Source organism: Pseudomonas sp. FG1 (genome assembly GCF_034313875.1).
Classification (GTDB): domain Bacteria; phylum Pseudomonadota; class Gammaproteobacteria; order Pseudomonadales; family Pseudomonadaceae; genus Aquipseudomonas; species Aquipseudomonas veronii.
Map to the genome: position 1 here is coordinate 1,857,139 of NZ_JAVIWP010000001.1, position 21,259 is coordinate 1,878,397.

Genomic DNA, 21,259 nt, shown 5'->3' on the forward strand with positions numbered 1-21,259 from the left:
TCCTACTGTTATCGTCGGAATTGGTCAAAATTTGTGCTATATTCCGCGCCCGCGATTTTTCATCTCAACACCGGTCACCGTCATGCAAACAGCCAAGCCGTTATTTGACTATCCCAAGTACTGGGCCGAATGTTTCGGTCCTGCGCCATTCCTGCCGATGAGCAGGGAGGAGATGGATCAGCTTGGCTGGGATTCCTGCGACATCATCATCGTCACCGGTGATGCCTACGTTGACCATCCGTCGTTCGGCATGGCGATCATCGGCCGGCTGCTGGAGTCCCAGGGCTTCCGCGTCGGGATCATTGCCCAGCCGAACTGGCAGTCCAAAGACGACTTCATGAAGCTCGGCGAGCCGAACCTGTTCTTCGGCGTCGCGGCCGGCAACATGGACTCGATGATCAACCGCTACACCGCCGACAAGAAAATCCGCTCCGACGACGCCTACACCCCTGGCGGCATGGCCGGCAAACGCCCGGACCGCGCGAGCCTGGTGTACAGCCAGCGGTGCAAGGAAGCCTACAAGAGCGTGCCGATCGTGCTCGGTGGCATCGAAGCGTCCCTGCGCCGCATCGCCCACTACGACTACTGGCAGGACCGGGTGCGCAACTCGATCCTGATCGACGCTACCGCCGACATCCTGCTGTACGGCAACGCCGAGCGGGCCATCGTCGAAGTGGCCCAGCGCCTGTCGTGGGGCCACAAGATCGAAGACATCACCGATGTGCGCGGCACCGCGTTCATTCGCCGTGATACGCCCGAAGGCTGGTATGAGGTGGACTCCACCCGTATCGACCGTCCGGGCAAGGTCGACAAGATCATCAACCCATACGTGAATACCCAGGACACCCAGGCCTGCGCCATCGAGCAGGAAAAGGGGCCGGTTGAAGATCCGCAGGAAGCCAAGGTCGTGCAGATCCTGGCCAGCCCGCGCATGACCCGTGAGAAGACCGTGATCCGCCTGCCATCGGTGGAAAAAGTCCGTGGTGACGCGGTGCTTTATGCCCACGCCAACCGCGTGTTGCACCTGGAAACCAACCCAGGCAATGCCCGTGCCCTGGTGCAGAAACACGGCGAAGTGGACGTGTGGTTCAACCCGCCGCCCATTCCGATGACCACCGAAGAAATGGACTACGTGTTTGGCATGCCTTACGCACGTGTCCCGCACCCGGCGTATGGCAAGGAAAAAATCCCGGCCTACGACATGATCCGTTTCTCGGTGAACATCATGCGTGGCTGCTTCGGCGGCTGTACCTTCTGCTCGATCACCGAGCACGAAGGCCGGATCATCCAGAACCGTTCCGAAGAGTCGATCATTCGCGAGATCGAAGAAATCCGCGACAAGGTTCCGGGTTTCACCGGCGTGATTTCCGACCTCGGCGGCCCGACCGCGAACATGTACCGCATCGCCTGCAAGAGCCCGGAAATCGAATCCGCGTGCCGCAAGCCGTCGTGCGTGTTCCCTGGCATCTGCCCGAACCTGAACACCGACCACTCGTCGCTGATCCAGTTGTATCGCAGCGCCCGTGCGTTGCCGGGTGTGAAGAAGATCCTGATCGCCTCCGGCCTGCGCTACGACCTGGCCGTTGAGTCGCCGGAGTATGTGAAGGAACTGGTCACCCACCACGTCGGTGGTTACCTGAAGATCGCCCCGGAACACACCGAGGAAGGTCCGCTCAACCAGATGATGAAACCGGGCATCGGCAGCTATGACAAGTTCAAGCGCATGTTCGAGAAGTACACCAAGGAAGCGGGCAAGGAACAGTACCTGATCCCGTACTTCATCGCCGCCCACCCCGGCACCACCGATGAAGACATGATGAACCTGGCCCTGTGGCTCAAGGGCAACGGTTTCCGCGCCGACCAGGTGCAGGCGTTCTACCCGTCGCCGATGGCCACCGCCACCGCGATGTACCACTCGGGCAAGAACCCGCTGCGTAAGGTCACCTACAAGAGCGACGCGGTGACCATCGTCAAGAGCGAAGAACAGCGCCGTCTGCACAAGGCGTTCCTGCGCTACCACGACCCGAAAGGCTGGCCGATGCTGCGCGAAGCACTGACCCGCATGGGCCGCGCCGACCTGATCGGGCCGGGCAAGGATCAACTGATCCCGTTGCACCAGCCGGCCACCGACAGCTACCAGAGCGCGCGTCGCAAGAACTCGACGCCGGCCGGCAGCCATAAGGTCGCCAAGGAAACCACCACCAGGATCCTCACCCAGCACACCGGCCTGCCGCCCCGTGGCAGCGACGGCAGCAACCCGTGGGACAAGCGCGAGCAAGCCAAGGCCGCGGCCATGGCGCGCAACAAGCAGGCCGCCAAGGAACGCGCGGATGCGGCCAAGGGCAAGGGTGGCAAGCCAGCCCGCAAGCCGGTGGTACCGCGTTGATCGTTGCCTGAATATGCCAAACGCCAGCCTCGTGCTGGCGTTTTGCTTTCTAGCCGGTGGGGAGTCTGTTTGTTAAGGTGGCGGCCATTAAATCGCTATCGGGAGCAAGCCGAATCGTCGCACCGGCCCTCCCACATTTTGAATGTATTCACACTTCAAATGTGGGAGGGGCTTGCCCCCGATGGCGTCAGTCCAGTCCCCAACTTTTCAAGGAAGAACACCCCCATGAGCAACCCCCTGCTCAACATCGGCATGGACTCCAACCGCTCGCAGTTCATGGCGCGCCAGCGCATCGAGAGTGAAGTCGACCTGCCTCGGCTGTTTGCCATCATCGACGCCGACCCCGGCATCGTCGGCGCGGGCGTGGTGTATATCGACGCCGACTTCAACGTCGTGACCCTGCGCGAGTTCAAGCCGATCTGCAGCATTCGACCCAAGCGCATCATTGTGCGCGAGGCGCAGAAATACATCGCCCCGGCGCAGTTCGCCGACCAAGTGCTGAACAACCCGCGCGAGTCGCGACTGGTGAGTGAAGCCTTCAACACCACGTTGTCCTGCGGCGGCGCGGTCATTGGCTGGCTGGTGGTGTTGAGCGGCACCATCGCTATCCCGTTCACCGCTGGGGCCAGCACGGTCGTGACGGCCATCGGCTACACCGCCGCCTCGGCGAGCACCGTGTCGTGCCTGGTCGGTGGGTTCCGCACGCGCAACGAAATCGTCAACCCGTCGATGAATGATTACCTGGATAACGAAGAGTGGTACCAGACGGCGACCAAAGTCCTCGACGGTGCCGCCTTGGTCGGCGTGGGCGCCTCGGCGCTGACGACAGTCAAGCTGGTCAACGTCACTCGTGCGGCCACGGGTAAAAGCCTGCGTCAGGTGCTCAAAGGCCTGAACGGGCAGGAGCGGGAGAAACTCACCAAAGAGCTGCTGAAAGTGGCCGACCCGCAAATGTCGAACAAGATGCGCAAGCTGCTGCAACTGAGCGGCGAGTTGCCCAAACGCTTTACGCCGACCCAGCTCAAGCACGCCACCTATGTCCAATTGGGCGATGCCTTCAGTGCGGGGCTGAGCGTCTGGGGTTTGAAGCGTTCGGATAACTACAAACAGGCCAAGACCTTCGCGATTGGCTTGTACGAAGAGGCCGAGTGATGAGTGGTGTTCCTTCGCTTAAGCCGTTTTTGCTGGAGCATTTTCCCGCATTCATCGGCGTGATTCTCGCTGGTTGCCTCGGCGGTTCGGCGGCGATTTCCCTGGCGGCCAGCACCTATTTTTCCGACGTGCCCATGGCAACCAATGCCACTGTGTCCTGGTTCGTGGTGATAGCCGCCGCACTGTTCGTGGCCAACAGCAACTTCCTGGTGGTGCGCGGCCGAGCCTGGGCCGTGTGGGCGATGGTGGCGTTTTTTACGGTGTGCCTGTTGGTCGTGCTGCCGACACTGCTCTACCGGCCGCACTGGTTTATCTACAGTGAAAGCCTGTTCTGGCCATTGCTGGGGTTGTTGCTGATCAACAGCAAGGGCTATCGGTCGATGGTCAAGAAGTTGGTTGAAGTGCGGCGGTTGCGGGAGGCGGCCAAGGCGGGGCTGTAGCCTCGGCACGTGGTTTCAGATTTTGACGTTCTGGCGAATGTTCCAGCCGTATTTGACGGCGCCGCCGTCCTTGCCGCCGTCGGATTTCTGCGGCTGGTAGCTGACTTCGACCGTGGCGAAGTTCAGGGCTATCACCTCAGTCAGCACATCGCTGCTGGTCACCGCGTCGGTTTGGTAGGACGTGACCATCACTTCCTTCAGCGTGATCACCAGATACTCCACGGCATTGCTGCCACCGGCCTTGCGCACCACCAACCGTGCCTCCGGGTAATGCTTGCCGGTGGAGCAGGCCATCATCAGGTTGGGTGAAGACTTGTCCATGACCTTGGAGACAGACAGGTTTTCAATATTGACCTTGCCGGCACCGCCGCCGCTGCCGGTATGCATCGAACCGGTCTGGGACATGCCCCAGCCCCATCGGCTGATCTCGATTTCGTCGCGATGGGCCTGGTCTTTGGACTCGCCCTTGATGTCCCCCAGCTTCAAAAACATATCAGTTGCCATTGTCACTCCCTGTTTTGGTGTGCGCCGGTAGTGGCGCGGGGCGTACTTTTTCTTATTCGGGATATGGCTTACAAGGGGCGGCATCACGATCAGGAAGTGCCTGTCCGGATAAAGCGAAGCTTCTGACATTTTTCGGGGATAGGCAGTCTTTACCCTCTGCGCTCTTGTGAACCTCAGGAGTAAAGGGATGACTTCCAGCGTATTCAGAGACAGTTTCCTCAGTCCCAATTACATGACGCGGCAGCGGCTGGAAAGCAGTATTGATCTGCGCAAGTTATTTGCGGCGATTGATGCTGATCCGGCCATCGTCGGTGCCGGCGTGGTGTACATCGACGCGCAGCTACGGATGGTTGTACTGCGTGAATTTCAGCCGATTTGCAGTATCGCGCCGAAGAATGTGATTTTGCGCGAGGCGCCCAGCTATGTCGGGCGGGTGGAGTTCGCTCGGCAACTGGCGAATGAGCCGCGAGAGTCGCAGGTGGCGTTTGAGGCGGTGAATACAGCTTTGGCGTGTACTTCTGCGGTAATCAGTTGGATCGTGGTACTGAGTGGATCGGCGCTCAGTCCGTTCAGCTTTGGGGTTACTGGGGTGGTAGCTGCGATAAGCTTTACATCAGCAACAGCCAGTTCAATTCAGTGCTTAGTTGGCGGCCAGAGGGCTCGCAACGAAATTATTGACCCGGCTCTTAACGATGCTCTGGATAGCGAGCCATGGTATCAGGCTGTGACGATTGGTTTGGATGCTGTTTCGCTACTGGGCGCTAGTGTCTCGGCACTGGCAACTATACGACTGGTTAATGCGACAAGAAAATCTACCGGAAAAACTTTGCCGCAGGTGTTGAAAGGACTGAGTCGTCAAGAGCGAGCAAAGTTGACCCAGGAGTTGTTGAGTATTCGGCACCCGGAAATGACCCGGAAAATGATCAGGTTGAAGCAACTCGCTGGAAAAATGCCAAAGCGTTTTACGCCCGCAGAAGTAAAACAGGGCACTGTTTTGCAGATTCAAGACGCTCTAGGTTCTGCCTTAGGGGTTGCTAGCAGTTCGATGTCTGGGAATATTCGCACTGTCGCGGTCGGAATTTATGAGGAGATGACCGAGTGATATTGCTGCTGCCCCTTCGCCCTTTTCTCAAGCGTTATTTACCCGTGTTTCTCGGGGGGATTTTTTCAAGCATTTTTGCTGGATCTTCCGTAGTGGTGGTAGTGCAAAATTACTATCTCAAAGCCATTTCTTTAGCTATTTCGGCACAAGTAGCGTGGTGGGCATGTGTCGTTCTGGCATGCGCCTTGAGTCTTAGCAACATTATGATTGTCCGTGGGCGACGAGACTGGGTGTGGGTCATGGTTGTCTATTTTGGAGCCTGCCTGGTTACCGCTCTTCCGGCCATTCGTTATTCCCCTCATCTGTTCATCTATGCCGAAAGTTTGTTTTGGCCATTGCTTGGTCTGCTGATTCTCAACAGCAAGCGTCATCGTGAGATGCGTGGGAAGCTTGTTGAACTTCGTTTTAGGCGAAAACGGATACGGAAAATTGCTGACAGGCTACAAAAAAGGTGATTTTGCTTTGATTAATTGGGAGCGTTGCCTCATTCCCGACAACTTACTGTTCGGGAACATCCGGATCGTCGCGGTTGGGCTGTATGAGGATATATCAGAGTGAGACTTCTCGGACGGAAACCTCTCATACCGGTGCGCCCTTTTCTTTTGCGCTACTTTCCCGTGTTTATCGGCGTAATTTTAGCGGGCATCTTCGGCAGTTCTTCTGTTGTTGTGCTGGTGGAAAACTATTATTTACCATCGTTATCGAACGCTGCTGCTGAAAGTGCATGCGTGCTCTTGGCCTGGTTTATCACCCACTGCAATTTCATGATCGCCTACGGGCGACCTAAGTGGGTCTGGGGCATGTATGGCTTTTTCATCGCCTGCCTGTTGGTCGCTGTGCCAGGTTTTCATTTTTCACCGAACCCATTCATTTACGCGGAATGCTTCTTTTGGCCGGTACTCGGCCTGCTGCTGCTTCGCAGCAAACGTCACCGGGAACTGCGTGCCAAATGCGTAGAACTTCGCCATATGCGCGGGAAGGTAAGGGTGGCCATTGAAAAGCGGCGCAAACACGAGCGCGCAATAATCAGAATAAAGAAATCGAGGTAATTCCCCACCCCGCCCCCAAAACCGATACCGCCCCACCCACTCCCCGCCACATATATGTGCAGCTCTTGCACCATTGCACCAACGTTGGCGCCGTTTTGGTGCTGTACTGCACCGGGTCTTACGATAAAGCGCAATGACTGCCGCTCTGGCATAAGTCTTGCGCGCGTTGTGTCCATGCCCTGGCTTGCAGGAGGCCGCCGTGTCGATTCATGTCGCGTTGCACCACGTTACGCATTACCGCTACGACCGCGCTGTCGAACTCGGCCCACAGATCGTGCGTTTGCGCCCGGCGGCCCATAGCCGCACGCGGATTTTGTCCTACGCACTGAAAGTGCTGCCCGAGCAGCACTTCATCAATTGGCAGCAGGACCCTCAGGGTAATTACCTGGCGCGCCTGGTGTTCCCGGAAAAGACTGACGAACTGCGTATCGAAGTCGACCTGGTCGCCGAGATGGCGGTGTTCAACCCGTTCGATTTTTTCCTTGAACCCTACGCGGAAAAAATCCCGTTTCGCTACGCCGCCGACGAGCAGCGCGAGCTGGCGCCGTACCTGGAAACCTTGCCGCTGACGCCGAGGTTCGCCGCTTATCTGGCGGGTATCGACCGCACGCCGCTGCCGGCCGTGGATTTCCTGGTAGGTCTCAACCAACGCCTGGCCGCCGATATCGGTTACCTGATCCGCATGGAACCCGGCGTGCAGACCCCGGAGTTCACCCTGGAAAATGCCTCCGGCTCGTGCCGCGATTCGGCTTGGCTGCTGGTGCAATTGCTGCGCAACCTGGGGCTGGCGGCGCGGTTTGTGTCCGGTTATCTGATTCAGCTCACCGCCGACGTCAAAGCCCTCGATGGCCCGTCCGGTACCGAGGTGGACTTCACCGACCTGCACGCCTGGTGCGAAGTGTATTTGCCCGGCGCCGGCTGGATCGGCCTGGATGCCACCTCCGGGTTGTTCGCTGGTGAAGGCCATATTCCGTTGGCCTGTAGTCCCGACCCATCGTCTGCCGCGCCGATCAGTGGCCTGGTGGAGCCGTGCGAGTGCGAATTCACCCACGAGATGTCGGTAGAGCGCATCTGGGAAGCGCCACGGGTAACCAAGCCCTACACCGAAGAACAGTGGTTGGCGATCCAGGCCCTGGGGCGGCAGATCGATGGCGACCTGCTGGCGGACGACGTGCGCCTGACCATGGGCGGCGAACCGACCTTCGTCTCCATCGACGACCCCGACGGCGCCGAGTGGAACACCGCTGCCCTGGGGCCGGACAAGCGTCGCCTGTCCGCCGAACTGTTCCAGCGCATGCGCAAGCACTACGCGCCCAAGGGCCTGGTGCATTTCGGCCAGGGCAAGTGGTACCCCGGCGAGCAACTGCCGCGCTGGTCGCTCAACTGTTACTGGCGCCGCGATGGCGAGCCGATTTGGCACAACAGCGCGCTGATCGCCGATGAGCAACAGGACTACGGCGCCGACGGCGTGCTGGCCGGGCGTTTCCTGGGCAGTGTTGCCGAGCGCCTGAAGCTGCCGGCGCGCTTTGTGTTTCCGGCCTTTGAAGACAACTTCTATTACCTGTGGCGCGAAGGCGCGCTGCCGCAAAACGTCACCGCCCTCGACCCGCGCCTGAGCGATGAGCTGGAGCGCGAGCGTCTGCGCAAAGTGTTCAGCCAGGGCCTGGATAAGGTCATCGGCCAAGTGCTGCCGCTGGCGCGCACCGCTGCCAATGACCGCTGGCAGAGTGGGCGCTGGTACCTGCGCGACAACCACTGCCGACTGGTGCCGGGGGATTCGCCGCTGGGTTATCGCCTGCCGCTGGCCTCGCAGCCCTGGGTGACGGCGGCAGAGTACCCGTTTGTCCACCCGACCGACCCCAACCAGGACTTGCCCGAGCTGCCGAGCACGGCGCAATTGCAACACCATGGCGAAGCGGCGCCGAGCGCCGAGCGCCTGCCGAAGATCGACGAGTCCGCCGACTGGCTGACCCGCACCGCACTGTGCGCCGAAGCGCGCGAAGGCCGCCTGTATCTGTTCATGCCGCCGCTGGAGCGCGTTGAGGACTACCTGGAGCTGGTGGCCGCCATCGAAGCCACCGCCGAAGAACTGCACTGCCCGGTGCTGCTGGAGGGCTACGAGCCGCCGGCGGATTACCGTCTGAGCAACTTCCGGGTCACGCCCGACCCGGGTGTGATCGAGGTCAATGTGCAGCCGTCCGCCACCTGGGACGAGCTGGTAGAACGCACCGAATTTCTCTACGAAGAGGCGCGACAAACCCGCCTGACCACCGAGAAGTTCATGATCGACGGGCGCCACACCGGTACCGGCGGCGGTAACCACTTCGTGCTGGGCGGCGCGACACCCAAGGACTCACCGTTCCTGCGGCGTCCCGATCTGCTGCGCAGTTTGATCAGCTACTGGCACAACCATCCGTCATTGTCCTACCTGTTTTCCGGCTTGTTCATCGGCCCGACGTCCCAGGCGCCCCGGGTCGATGAAGCGCGTAACGATGCGCTGTATGAGCTGGAAATCGCCTTCGCGCAAATGCCCGCGCCAGGCGAAGAGTGCCCGCCGTGGCTGGTCGACCGCCTGCTGCGCAATCTGCTGATCGACGTGACGGGCAACACCCACCGCGCCGAATTCTGTATCGATAAGCTCTACTCGCCCGATGGCGCCACCGGGCGCCTGGGCCTGCTGGAGTTGCGCGCCTTTGAAATGCCGCCCCATGCGCGCATGAGCCTGACCCAGCAACTGCTGCTGCGCGCGCTGGTGGCGCGCTTCTGGCGCGAACCCTATGCGCCCCCGAAACTGGCGCGCTGGGGCACTGAGCTGCATGACCGTTTTCTGTTGCCGCACTTCATCGAGCAGGATTTTGCCGACGTGATCGTCGAACTCAACGCCGCCGGCTACCCGCTGCGCGCCGAATGGTTTGCCGCGCACCTGGAATTCCGCTTTCCCAAAGTCGGCGACTACGCCGTCAGCGGTATCGAACTCGAACTGCGCCAGGCCCTGGAACCCTGGCATGTGCTGGGCGAGGAGGGCGCGGTGGGCGGCACGGTGCGTTATGTGGATTCGTCCCTGGAGCGCCTGCAGGTGAAATTGAGCGGGCTGCCACCGCAACGCTATGTGCTCACCTGCAACGGCATCCCGGTGCCGCTGCAAGCGACCGGGCGCATCGGCGAGTTCGTCGCCGGCGTGCGGTATCGCGCCTGGCAACCGGCCAACTGCCTGCAGCCGACCATCGCGGTCCATGCGCCGTTGGTGTTCGACCTGCTGGACACCTGGATGCAGCGCTCCCTGGGCGGTTGCCAGTATCATGTGGCGCATCCGGGCGGGCGTAACTACGACAGCCTGCCGGTGAATGCCAATGAAGCCGAGAGTCGGCGCATGGCGCGGTTCTTCCGCCTGGGTCATACCCCGGGCAAGCAGCCGGTTCCGACCGTAGTGGTGAACGATGAATTACCGATGACCCTGGATCTGCGACGTTTCCCCAATAAAAATGACTGAATGCAAGCCAAAATGTGGGAGGGAGCTTGCTCCCGATTGCGGTAAATCAGCCGATACATGAGTTGACTGACCCACCGCAATCGGGAGCAAGCCCCCTCCCACAAAGGATTTGCAGTGTTTGTTAGGTTAATCTGAGCCCCCTTGCCCCTGCCGAGCGTTCCATGTCCGACTTGCTCGACCGTTACCCGCTGACCGCGGGCACTTATCACGAACTGCTGGACGACAGTGGCGCGGTGCGTGCCCATTGGCGGCGCCTGCTCGACCATCTGCAACGCAGCACCCCCGCGCAACTGGCCCAGCGCCAGGCGTTGCTGACCCGGCAGATCCAGGAAAACGGCGTGACCTACAACGTCTACGCCGACCCCAAGGGCGCTGATCGCCCGTGGGAACTGGACCTGCTGCCCCATGTGCTGGCGGCCGATGAATGGCAGCACCTGTCGGCCGGCATCGCCCAGCGTGCGCGGCTGCTCAACGCGGTACTGGCGGACCTCTACGGCCCGCAACGCTTGATCAAGGAAGGCCTGCTGCCGGCCGAACTGGTGTTCGGGCATAACAATTTTCTGTGGCCGTGCCAGGGCATCCAGCCGCCCGACGGTACGTTCCTGCACCTGTACGCCGTCGATCTGGCGCGCACCCCGGATGGTCGCTGGTGGGTCACTGCCGACCGCACCCAGGCCCCTTCGGGCGCCGGTTATGCGCTGGAAAACCGCACCATCGTGTCCCGCGCCTTTCCGGATCTGTACCGCGACCTGCAGGTGCAGCACCTCACCGGTTTCTTTCGCACCCTGCAGGAAACCCTGGCGCGCCAGGCGCCCTGCGATAGTCAGCCGCCGTTGATCGTGCTGCTCACCCCTGGGCGTTTCAACGAAAGCTATTTCGAACACCTGTACCTCGCCCGTCAGCTCGGCTACCCGCTGGTGGAAGGCGGCGACCTCACGGTGCGCGACAGCACGGTGTTCCTGAAAACCCTCAGTGGCCTGCGTCGGGTACACGCGATCATGCGCCGCCTCGACGACGACTTCTGCGACCCCCTCGAACTGCGCACCGACTCGGCCCTCGGCGTGCCCGGCCTGCTCGACGCCGCGCGCCAAGGCAACGTGCTGGTGGCCAATGCCCTGGGCAGCGGTGTGCTGGAATCCCCCGGCCTGCTGGGCTTTCTGCCGAAGATCAACGAATTTTTGTTTGGCGAAGAACTGCTCCTGCCGTCCATTGCGACGTGGTGGTGCGGCGAAGCGCCGGTGCTTGCCGAAGCCCTGGAGAAACTGCCCGAGCTGCTGATCAAGCCGGCATTTCCGTCACAGAGCTTCAACCCGGTCTTCGGCCGTGACTTGAACGACGCACAACGCGAGGCCCTGGCCGAGCGCATGCGCGCGCGGCCTTACGCGTATGTCGCCCAGGAGCTGGCGCAGCTGTCCCAGGCGCCGGTGTGGCACACCGTCGAAGACCACCTGCAACACCGCGCCATCGGCATGCGCGTCTACGCCGTGGCCAGCGCCGACGGTTACCGGGTATTGCCCGGCGGCCTGACCCGCGTGGCTGCCGAGGCCGATGCCGAGGTGGTGTCGATGCAACGCGGCGGCGCGAGCAAGGACACCTGGGTGCTCGGCGAACGCGCCGCCGGCGGCGAGCAGTGGCGCGCGCAGCGGCCGATAGGTGCCCATGACCTGGTGCGCCGCGACCCTTATCTGCCGTCGCGGGTGGTGGAAAACCTGTTTTGGTTTGGCCGTTATTGTGAACGCTGCGATAACAGCGCGCGTTGGCTGCGCATCGTGTTGGCGCGCTATGTCGACGGCGACGATCCGCTGGCGTTGCAAGCGGCGGTCGAACTGGGCGAAAACCTGCGCCTGTTGCCGGAGGAGGGCGAGTTGCCCGAACGCCTGCTCGCGGCCTTGCTTGGCGACGACTGGCCGTCGAGCCTGCGCGCCAACCTGCAGCGCTTGCAGTGGGCGGCGTCCCAAGTGCGCGGCAAGTTGTCCCGAGAGAACTGGCAGGCCCTGGTGGAGCTGCAACGCGAAGCCCTGGAGCTGGAAAGCGAAAGCCCCGACTTTGGCGAGTTGCTGGACTTCCTCAACCGCCTGGTGATGTCCCTGGCGGCGCTGTCCGGGTTTGCCCTGGACGACATGACCCGCGACGAAGGCTGGCGCTTTCTGATGATGGGCCGGCGCATCGAGCGCCTGCAGTTTCTCAGCAGCAGCCTCGCGGCGTTCCTGCGCGGCGTGGCGGTGTTCGATCAGGCCGGGCTGGAATGGTTGCTGGAACTGGGCAACAGCAGCATCACCTACCGCTCGCGCTACCTGGCGGTGCCGCAACTGATTCCGGTGCTCGACCTGTTGCTGCTGGATGAGCAGAACCCCCACGCCGTGTTGTTTCAGTTGAAGCTGGTGAGCCGCACCTTGCGTCGTCTCAACGATGATTTCGCGGTGCCCCGGGAAACCGGCCTGGCGCCGTTGGTCGAGCGCCTCGCGCGGTTCGACCTGGGTTGCCTGGAGAACCCGCTGTTTGGCGAGGCCAGCGTGCGTGCCGCGCTGGACGGCCTGGCCGACCTGCTGCAAGCGGTCGCCGATGAGAGTGGGCAAGTGTCGGATCGCCTGGCCTTGCGCCATTTTGCCCATGTGGATGATGTCAGCCAACAAACGGTGTCGGTGTGATGAGTGCGCGCTATCAGATTTTTCACGATACCCATTACCACTACGACAGCCCGGTGTCCCTGGCCCAGCAGTTGGCGCATCTGTGGCCACGGCCATGTGCCTGGCAGCGCTGCACCTCGCAGCAACTGGATATCAGCCCGTTGCCGTCCTCGCGCCGCGATGAGCTGGACGTGTTCGGCAACCCGATCACCCGCCTGGCGTTCGAGCGGCCCCATGATGAATTGTTGGTGAATGCCGCGCTGACCGTGGAAGTGCTGGCGCGGCCGCTGCTGGATTTCCAACAGTCGCCGGCCTGGGACCAGACTCGCGACAGCCTGACCTACAGCAGCCAACCGCTGTCACCGGCGTTGATCGAAGCCTGTCGCTTTCGCTTCGAATCGCCCTACGTGCATCTGAAGAAAACCTTCGTCGAGTTCTCCGAAAGCTGTTTCCCGCCCGGGCGTCCGCTGTTGCTGGGCGCTCAGGCCCTGATGGAAAAAATCTTCGGCGAATTCACCTTCGATGCCGAAGCCACCCAGGTCGCCACGCCGCTGGTGGAGGTGCTGGAGCGCCGTCGCGGCGTGTGCCAGGACTTCGCTCACCTGATGCTCGCCTGCCTGCGCTCACGGGGCCTGGCGGCGCGCTATATCAGCGGCTACCTGCTGACCCAGCCGCCGCCCGGCCAGCCACGGCTGATCGGCGCCGATGCGTCCCATGCGTGGATTTCGGTGTACTGCCCGATGTCGGGCTGGGTGGATTTTGATCCGACCAACAATGTGCAGCCGGCACTGGAACACATCACCCTGGCCTGGGGCCGGGATTTCTCCGATGTTTCGCCGTTGCGTGGGGTGATTCTGGGGGGAGGCAGCCATGACCCGGAAGTGCGGGTGACGGTGATGCCGCTCTTGTAGGAGCGAGCTTGCTCGCGAAAAAACCGAGGGCGCCGCGTTGAACCAGGCACCCCGCGTTATCGTTAACGCACTTCGCAAGCACGCTCGCTCCTACAGTGATGCTTACTCGGCCGGGTCTTTCGGTGTCTCGGTGTCATCGGTTGCCACTTCGCCTTCCGCATCCGGGTTCAGTGCGCCGGTCTCTTCGTCTGCAGCGGCTTTCTTGCGTTGCAGCTTTTCCTCTTTCTTCTGTTCCTTGGCCAAGTCTCTTTGACGTTTGGCGAAGGAGTAATTAGGTTTGGCCATGGGCGATCCTCTAGGGTCGAAGGTGAGGGTGGGCGGCGCGCAGCTGCCTTGGGTCGCTATGGTAGCAGCTTAGCGGCGCGCTTGGCCTTCACTTACCGCAGGCGTATGCGGCCAACAGACCGCTGAACAGATGATTGAGGTGCATGGTCCGGACTCCAGTGGGTGATGGACCGATCATAGGCGGGGCGTGACACTTTGGCTGGTTGATTGTATCGATAAGTCTGATAGCCTAAAGTTGTATACAATTTGTTGATTCAGGTCATAAGACTTTCTGCCTGTCTCGGGCACCCTTGTCGCACTATGCGTTGTTTAAACCCTGCCTTGGAGAATCACATGTTTGCCAAACTCGTTGCTGTTTCCCTGCTGACTCTGGCAAGTGGCCAGTTGCTTGCTGCAGAGTGCAAGGTCACCGTCGACTCTACCGACCAGATGTCCTACAACACCAAGGAAATCGTGATCGACAAGAGCTGCAAGACTTTCACCGTCGAGTTGACTCACTCCGGCAGCTTGCCGAAAAACGTCATGGGCCATAACTGGGTGCTGACCAGCGCAGCCGACATGCAACCGGTCGCGACCGATGGCATGGCTGCCGGCCTCGACAAGAACTACCTGAAAGACGGCGACGAGCGCATCATCGCCCACACCAAAGTCATTGGCGCTGGCGAGAAAGACGCGGTGACCTTTGATGTGTCCAAGCTGAAAGCGGGCACTGACTATGCGTTCTTCTGCTCGTTCCCAGGCCACATCTCGATGATGAAAGGCACTGTGGTCGTCAAGTAAGACCGCATTATCGTTCATCGGGGGCAAGCCCCCTCCCACACTTGGTGGGAGGGGGCTTGCCCCCGATGGCTGCCTGACAATCAATACAAAACTATTGGGTTCACCTCACGGCGCAAACGGCATGACCCGCTTGTGCTCGGTCTTGCGATACGTCTCGCAAATGATCCTGAACGCTTCTTCCCGCACCGGCTCGCCGTGCAGGAACGCATCGATCTCGGCATAGGTCACGCCATGTGACGCCTCGTCCGGCTTGCCCGGCGAGAGGTCTTCCAGGTCGGCGGTCGGGATTTTCTCCACCAGCGACTCCGGCGCACCGAAGTGCCGCGCAATCGATCGCACCTGGTTCTTCACCAGCCCGCTCAACGGTGCCAGATCGCAGGCGCCATCACCGAATTTGGTGAAAAAGCCCATCACCGCTTCCGCCGCATGGTCGGTGCCGATCACCAGGCCGCTGGCCGCGCCGGCGATGGTGTACTGCGCGACCATCCGCATGCGCGCCTTGGTGTTGCCCAGCACGAAATCGCGGGACACCGCGGCCTTGCCTTCAAATGCCGCCACTTCATTGGCCAGGGATTTCACCGCTGGGCCGATGTTCACGGTGTGGCGCTCATCCGGCTCGATAAAGTCCACCGCGGCCTGGGCGTCGATTTCATCGAACTGGGTTTCGTAGGGTAGGCGCACCGCGATAAAACGATAGGCCTCGTCGCCGGTGCTGGAGCGCAGCTCCTGCATGGCGCGTTGGGCGAGCAGGCCTGCGGTCAGGGAGTCGACGCCACCGCTGATGCCCAACACCAATGTCTTGAGCCCTGAATTGCGCAGGCAGTCCTGGATAAAGGTCACGCGCCGGGCGATTTCGGCCTCAAGGGCGGCCTGGTCTTTGAACGGCGCTTGAACCTTGAGCTGCTGCGCAATCTCACGCTGTACGGCTTGCATGATTCACTCCTTGCTGGAAAGGGCAGGTACTTTGAAAACGTGTCGCAAATAGGCGACGAAATTCGGGTCCGTGCAGTGGGTCTTGCCCGCTTCATCGGAGATCTTCGCGACGGGCTGGCCATTGCAGGCCGTCATTTTAAGCACAATGCTCATCGGTTCCACACCTGGAATATCGCAGGTCAGGTTGGTGCCGATGCCAAAGCTCACATTGATCCGACCGCGCAGCGCCCGGAATATCTCCAAGGCCTTGGGCAGCGACAGGCTGTCGGAGAACACCAGGGTCTTGCTCATCGGCTCGATGCCCAGCTTGTGATAGTGGGCGATGGCTTTTTCCGCCCACAGCACCGGGTCACCGGAATCGTGGCGCAGGCCGTCGAACAGCTTGGCGAAGTACAAGTCGAAGTCGCTGAGGAAGGCGTCGGTGGTGATGCAATCGGTCAGGGCGATACCCAGCAGGCCGCGGTATTCGCGGACCCAGCAGTCGAGGGCGGCGATCTGGCTGTCGATCAGACGCGGGCCGAGTTGCTGGTGGGCCATGATCCATTCATGGGCCATGGTGCCCAGCGGTTTCATATCGAACTCGCGAGCCAGGTGGACGTTGCTGGTGCCGACAAACCGGCCGGGGAAGTCGTGCTTGAGCACGCTCACCACTTCTTCCTGCACGCGGTAGGAGAAGCGTCGGCGAGTGCCGAAGTCCGCCACCTGCAGCTCGGCGAGCTCGTCGCTGCTGGCGTTTGCGATCAGCCAGTCGAACTTGCGGTACAACTGCTCGCGGGCCTGTTCGAGGACCACGGTCTGGTAGCGGTAGCGGTTGCGCACTTCGCTGATGATGGCGAGCATCGGCACTTCAAACAGGATCACATGCAGCCATGGCCCGCGCAGGCGGATAAACAGCTCGCCGTTTTCGATGCCGGTGTGGACATAGCGCAGGTTGAAGCGGAACAAGCCGAGAAAGCGCAAAAAATCCGGCTTCATGAAGCTGATGCGCTCCAGGAAACTCAGTTGGTCGGCGCTCAGGCTCAACTCGGCGAGGCGCTCGAACTGGTAACGGATCTCCGCCAGGTATGGGCGCAGGTCTTCACTGTTGCGGCAACGAAACTCCCATTCAACTTCCACATTGGGGTAGTTGTGCAGCACCGCCTGCATCATGGTCAGCTTGTAGAAGTCGGTGTCGAGCAGGTTCTGCACGATGCGATCGGCAAACACACTCTCGCTCATAACGGGAATCTCCAGACAGGACGGCGATGGGCGCCGGCCTTTACGCACAAGAAAGGAAGGGGGCTAGTGGCGCATAGACCTGTGGGGTTTTGCCAGTGATTTTTTCAGTGAGGCCACTGGCCCTATCGGGGGCAAGCCCCCTCCCACACTTGGAATGCATTTCAAATGTGGGAGGGAGCTTGCTCCCGATAGCGGTTGTGCAGACAACACAGGTTCACACTTGCTCCATCATCCACTTCACAAACTCCCGCACCTTGGGCACCTCCGCCGAATGTTCGGGGTACGCCAGGTAATACGCATCCTGGCTCGGCATTGCATGCTGCCAAGGGATCACCAGCTTGCCATCGGCCAGTTCCTCCTCCACCAGGAAGCGCGGTAGCAACGCCACGCCGCAGCCCACCTGCGCCGCCCGAATGCACATATAGAACGTGTCGAAACGCGGCCCGTGATAGCTGTGCTCGGTGTGAAACCCCTGGTCGGCGAACCAGTCATGCCAGCCCTGGGGGCGCGAGGCGTTTTGCAGCAGCACCAGGTTGCTCAGTTGCGTGGGGTCGGTGAAGGGTTGTGCGGGCAGGCTTTCCGGGGCGCACACCGGGATCAGTTCTTCACTGAACAGTTTCAGGCTCTCGGTGCCGGGGCGTGAGCCTTGGCCGAAGTAGAACGCCATGTCGGCCTTGCCTTGCAGCAGCTCGTCCGGTTCCTGTTCGTTGCACAGGTCCAGGTGGATTTGCGGATGACGCAAGCGCCAGCCCTTGAGGCGCGGCACCAGCCAGCGCGCGCCGAAGGTGTAGGGCGTAGACACGCGTAATACTTCGGTCTCGCCACCGTAGGAGCGCAGGTAATGGGTGGACATCTCCACCTGGGTGAGGATTTTGCGCACTTCCACCAAATACAAATCGCCCGCCGGGGTCATCTGCAAGCGTCGGCGTACCCGGCGGAACAGCAGGTGCTGCAGCAGTTCTTCCAGTTGCGCGACCTGTTTGCTCACCGCGCTTTGCGTGAGGTTCAGCTCCTCGGCGGCGCGGGTGAAGCTCAGGTGGCGGGTGGCGGCTTCGAAACACTGCAGGGCAGTGATCGAGGGCAAATGTCTTTTGTTCAGCACGGCATGCCTCTTTTTATGCTTTGCATGAATAAACGGAATGATATCTCGCCTAATCGTCGTTTGTTGGCAAGTCTTGGGCCAGCTACAAATAAGCCCTGGATCGCCGTGCGGGCCGCGGCGCAATTTTTTCTGTATAGATTGAAGGAGTCACCCATGGTTGCCGCATTGCTTGATCGTCTCGGGGTAAACCCGGCGCTGTACCAAGCGGGGAAACAACCCGTGCATTCGCCGATCGATGGCAGCCGTATCGGCAGTGTGAACTGGGAAGGTGCCGCCGAGGTGGAGCAACAGGTCAGTCGCGCCGAGCATGCATTCGAGGCCTGGCGCAAGGTGCCGGCACCGCGTCGCGGCGAGTTGGTGCGCCAGTTCGGCGACGTGTTGCGCGAATACAAGGCCGACCTGGGCGAGCTGGTCTCCTGGGAAGCCGGCAAGATCACTCAGGAAGGCCTGGGTGAAGTGCAGGAAATGATCGACATCTGCGACTTCGCCGTCGGCCTGTCGCGCCAGTTGTATGGCTTGACCATCGCCTCCGAGCGCCCCGGCCACCACATGCGTGAAACCTGGCACCCGCTGGGCGTGGTCGGTGTGATCAGCGCGTTCAACTTCCCGGTGGCCGTGTGGGCGTGGAACACCACCCTGGCCCTGGTGTGCGGCAACGCCGTGATCTGGAAGCCGTCGGAAAAGACCCCGCTCACCGCCCTGGCCTGCCAGGCGCTGTTCGAGCGCGTGCTGAAAAAAATCAACGATGCACCGCAATACCTGAGCCAGGTGATCATCGGTGGCCGCGATGCCGGTGCCGCGTTGGTGGATGACCCGCGTGTCGCACTGATCAGCGCCACCGGCAGTACGCGCATGGGCCGTGAAGTGGCGCCGAAAGTCGCCGCGCGCTTTGCCCGCAGCATCCTCGAGTTGGGCGGCAACAACGCGATGATCCTCGGCCCAAGCGCCGACCTGGACATGGCGGTGCGCGCCATCCTGTTCAGCGCCGTCGGCACCGCCGGGCAGCGTTGCACCACGCTGCGCCGGCTGATCGCCCATGAGTCGGTCAAGGAAGAAATCGTCACGCGCCTCAAGGCCGCCTATTCCAAGGTACGCATCGGCCACCCGCTGGAAGGCAACCTGATCGGCCCGCTGATCGACAAGCACGGCTTCGACGCGATGCAGGATGCGCTGGAGCAGGCCCTGAGCGAAGGCGGCAAGGTGTTCGGCGGCAAGCGCCAACTGGAAGACAAATTCCCGAATGCCTACTACGTGTCGCCGGCGATTGTGGAAATGCCGGAGCAAAGCGACGTGGTCTGCACTGAGACCTTTGCACCGATCCTGTACGTGGTCGGCTACAGCGACTTCGCCGAAGCCCTTCGCCTGAACAACGCCGTGCCGCAAGGCCTGTCGTCATGCATCTTCACCACCGATGTGCGCGAAGCCGAGCAGTTCATGTCGGCGGTGGGCAGCGACTGCGGCATTGCCAACGTCAACATCGGCCCGAGCGGCGCGGAAATCGGCGGCGCGTTTGGCGGTGAGAAAGAGACGGGCGGCGGGCGTGAGTCGGGCTCGGATGCGTGGCGCGGGTACATGCGTCGCCAGACCAATACCGTGAACTACTCGCTGGAACTGCCGCTGGCCCAGGGCATTACCTTCGACTGATTACCTTAAGTCGAAGTGCGGTCAAAATGTGGGAGGGAGTTTGCCCCCGATGGCGGTGTGTCAGTCAACAGATGTCCAACTGATCCACTGCCATCGGGAGCAAGCCCCTCCCACAGTTGAGCTATATGCAGTTCGGAATAGATGTTTGTTAGGTCTCATCGGAGTCTGGCAATGGCACTACGCGAAACATGTTTGTGGGAACAACTTACCCCTGGCCGGCCGGATCGCGCTGCGCTCAAGGGCGAAGTGAAGGTGGATGTGTGCGTGATCGGCGCCGGGATTACCGGTTTGTCGGCGGCCATTCACTTGCTGGAACAAGGCAAGACTGTCGCCGTGCTGGAAGCCCATCGCACCGGCCATGGCGGGTCGGGGCGCAATGTCGGGCTGGTCAACGCCGGCCTGTGGATTCCCCCGGACGAGATCGAAGCCGGTTTCGGCGCGGCGGTGGGCAGCCAGCTCAACCGCATGCTGGGCGCGGCGCCGTCGCTGGTGTTCAGCCTGGTCGACAAATACAACATCGATTGCCAATTGCGCCGCGAGGGCACTTTGCACATGGCGCACAACGCCCGGGGCGAGGCGGATTTGCGCAGTCGTGAAGAACAATGGAAGCGCCGCGGCGCGCCGGTCGAACTGCTCACCGGTTCGGCCTGCGAGCAAGCCACCGGCACTCAAAAGATCTCCGCCGCACTGCTGGATAGGCGTGCCGGCACCTTGAACCCGATGGCCTACACCAGCGGCCTGGCCAATGCGGCCGTGGGGTTGGGCGGGCAGCTTTTCGACCATTCCCCGGTTGCGCGCCTGGAACGCCAAGGTGCGGAGTGGTCGGTGCAGACCGCGAACGGTGCGGTGCAGGCTGCACAAGTGGTGATCGCCTCGAATGCCTACACCGAAGGCGAATGGACCGAACTGCGGCGCAATTTCTTCCCTGGCTATTACTACCAGGTCGCCTCCGCACCGCTGACCGACGACGCGGCCCAGCGAATTCTTCCCGGTGGCCAGGGTTCGTGGGACACGCGCCAGGTGCTCAGCAGCATCCGCCGCGACGCCGATGGCCGCCTGTTGCTCGGCAGCCTGGGCAACGGCAACCAGAAACCGGCGTGGTTTCTCAAGGCGTGGGCCGATCGAGTGCAGCAGCACTACTTCCCGTACCTCAAATCGGTGCAGTGGGAATGCACCTGGACCGGCTGCATCGCGTTCACCCCGGACCACTTGATGCGCTTGTTCGAACCCGCGCCCGGCCTGGTGGCCGTGACCGGCTACAACGGCCGCGGCGTGACCACCGGCAGCGTGGTCGGCAAGGCCTTTGCCGACTACTTGTGTCACCAGAATCCCCAGGCCCTGCCGATTCCGTTTGCGCCGATGCAACCGCTGGCCGGGGTGGGCCTGCGCAGTTGCCTGTATGAAGCCGGATTCTCGCTGTATCACGCCGGCCAATGCTTGCGGATCGTGATCTGATCAGCGAAATAGCCTTCAGAAGCCGGCACGTTCTTCGCCGACGACTAATCTGTATTGGTGCAAGTTGTAGCAATCACGCACTGTAAATGTGCAGTTCCGTTACGTGCATTGTTACAGCTGTAGGAAGTGTCGTTTGGCGGTCTGGTTGCAGGTGCGACCCATGGAGGTTGTACTTTTTTGA

Annotated in this window: 17 protein-coding genes; 12 read left to right on the forward strand and 5 right to left on the reverse strand. The window is 61.3% G+C overall.

Annotated features, from left to right (window positions below; genetic code table 11):
* The first annotated feature begins 82 nt into the window (after window positions 1–82).
* The 3 genes from RGV59_RS08525 to RGV59_RS08535 all read left to right on the forward strand — a co-directional run bounded on the left by RGV59_RS08525 (window position 83) and on the right by RGV59_RS08535 (window position 3,978).
* Complete coding sequence (locus RGV59_RS08525; RefSeq protein ID WP_126585379.1) at window positions 83–2,386, forward strand: YgiQ family radical SAM protein; 2,304 nt, start codon at window positions 83–85, stop codon at window positions 2,384–2,386.
* Between the two features lie 225 nt (window positions 2,387–2,611).
* Window positions 2,612–3,538 (forward strand): hypothetical protein, encoded by a 927-nt coding sequence (locus RGV59_RS08530; RefSeq protein ID WP_046384895.1) that lies wholly within the window; start codon window positions 2,612–2,614, stop codon window positions 3,536–3,538.
* Complete coding sequence (locus tag RGV59_RS08535; protein WP_126585380.1) at window positions 3,538–3,978, forward strand: hypothetical protein; 441 nt, start codon at window positions 3,538–3,540, stop codon at window positions 3,976–3,978. Before RGV59_RS08530 ends, RGV59_RS08535 begins: the two co-directional genes overlap by 1 nt.
* A gap of 15 nt (window positions 3,979–3,993) precedes the next feature.
* Here the strand turns inward: RGV59_RS08535 and RGV59_RS08540 are convergent, their stop codons facing one another.
* Complete coding sequence (locus RGV59_RS08540; protein WP_046384893.1) at window positions 3,994–4,482, reverse strand: Hcp family type VI secretion system effector; 489 nt, start codon at window positions 4,480–4,482, stop codon at window positions 3,994–3,996.
* A 187-nt stretch (window positions 4,483–4,669) separates the two neighbouring features.
* Between RGV59_RS08540 and RGV59_RS08545 the strand changes: the two genes are divergently transcribed.
* The 6 genes from RGV59_RS08545 to RGV59_RS08570 all read left to right on the forward strand — a co-directional run bounded on the left by RGV59_RS08545 (window position 4,670) and on the right by RGV59_RS08570 (window position 13,661).
* Window positions 4,670–5,584 (forward strand): NAD synthetase, encoded by a 915-nt coding sequence (locus tag RGV59_RS08545; protein ID WP_126585381.1) that lies wholly within the window; start codon window positions 4,670–4,672, stop codon window positions 5,582–5,584.
* Window positions 5,581–6,039 carry a hypothetical protein gene (locus tag RGV59_RS08550; protein ID WP_081610224.1) on the forward strand — a complete coding sequence of 153 codons (459 nt, stop codon included), beginning with the start codon at window positions 5,581–5,583 and terminating at the stop codon, window positions 6,037–6,039. Before RGV59_RS08545 ends, RGV59_RS08550 begins: the two co-directional genes overlap by 4 nt.
* A gap of 99 nt (window positions 6,040–6,138) precedes the next feature.
* Window positions 6,139–6,633, forward strand: a complete 495-nt coding sequence (locus tag RGV59_RS08555; RefSeq protein ID WP_046490665.1) for a hypothetical protein — start codon at window positions 6,139–6,141, stop codon at window positions 6,631–6,633.
* 199 nt (window positions 6,634–6,832) lie between these two features.
* Window positions 6,833–10,123: a DUF2126 domain-containing protein gene (locus RGV59_RS08560; RefSeq protein ID WP_126585382.1), complete on the forward strand. Its 3,291-nt coding sequence runs from the start codon at window positions 6,833–6,835 to the stop codon at window positions 10,121–10,123.
* Window positions 10,124–10,284: 161 nt separating this feature from the next.
* On the forward strand, window positions 10,285–12,771 hold the full coding sequence (locus tag RGV59_RS08565) for a circularly permuted type 2 ATP-grasp protein (RefSeq protein WP_126585383.1): 2,487 nt from the start codon (window positions 10,285–10,287) through the stop codon (window positions 12,769–12,771).
* A complete protein-coding gene (locus RGV59_RS08570; protein WP_126585384.1) occupies window positions 12,771–13,661 on the forward strand; it encodes a transglutaminase family protein in 891 nt (296 codons plus the stop codon). The genes RGV59_RS08565 and RGV59_RS08570 overlap by 1 nt, the downstream gene beginning before the upstream one ends.
* Before the next feature lie 102 nt (window positions 13,662–13,763).
* On the opposite strand, the gene RGV59_RS08575 is transcribed toward RGV59_RS08570, so the two are convergent.
* Window positions 13,764–13,946 (reverse strand): hypothetical protein, encoded by a 183-nt coding sequence (locus tag RGV59_RS08575; protein ID WP_017849733.1) that lies wholly within the window; start codon window positions 13,944–13,946, stop codon window positions 13,764–13,766.
* A 333-nt stretch (window positions 13,947–14,279) separates the two neighbouring features.
* Between RGV59_RS08575 and azu the strand changes: the two genes are divergently transcribed.
* Entirely contained in the window at window positions 14,280–14,726 is a 447-nt protein-coding gene (azu, locus tag RGV59_RS08580; protein ID WP_046384887.1) for an azurin, read from the forward strand.
* Between the two features lie 105 nt (window positions 14,727–14,831).
* Here the strand turns inward: azu and nadE are convergent, their stop codons facing one another.
* From nadE to RGV59_RS08595, 3 genes are all read right to left on the reverse strand, one after another.
* Window positions 14,832–15,659 (reverse strand): ammonia-dependent NAD(+) synthetase, encoded by an 828-nt coding sequence (gene nadE, locus RGV59_RS08585; protein WP_017849731.1) that lies wholly within the window; start codon window positions 15,657–15,659, stop codon window positions 14,832–14,834.
* 3 nt (window positions 15,660–15,662) lie between these two features.
* The gene (gene pncB, locus RGV59_RS08590; RefSeq protein WP_017849730.1) at window positions 15,663–16,877 is read right to left on the reverse strand and encodes a nicotinate phosphoribosyltransferase; all 1,215 of its coding nucleotides are present in this window, start codon (window positions 16,875–16,877) and stop codon (window positions 15,663–15,665) included.
* Window positions 16,878–17,091: 214 nt separating this feature from the next.
* Window positions 17,092–17,979, reverse strand: a complete 888-nt coding sequence (locus tag RGV59_RS08595; RefSeq protein ID WP_017849729.1) for a LysR family transcriptional regulator — start codon at window positions 17,977–17,979, stop codon at window positions 17,092–17,094.
* Window positions 17,980–18,132: 153 nt separating this feature from the next.
* Here RGV59_RS08595 and RGV59_RS08600 point away from each other — a divergent pair, with 153 nt between their 5' ends.
* A complete protein-coding gene (locus RGV59_RS08600; RefSeq protein WP_126585385.1) occupies window positions 18,133–19,623 on the forward strand; it encodes an aldehyde dehydrogenase family protein in 1,491 nt (496 codons plus the stop codon).
* Between the two features lie 171 nt (window positions 19,624–19,794).
* Window positions 19,795–21,078, forward strand: coding sequence for an NAD(P)/FAD-dependent oxidoreductase (locus RGV59_RS08605; RefSeq protein WP_126585386.1), 1,284 nt, complete (start codon window positions 19,795–19,797; stop codon window positions 21,076–21,078).
* Window positions 21,079–21,259 lie beyond the last annotated feature (181 nt).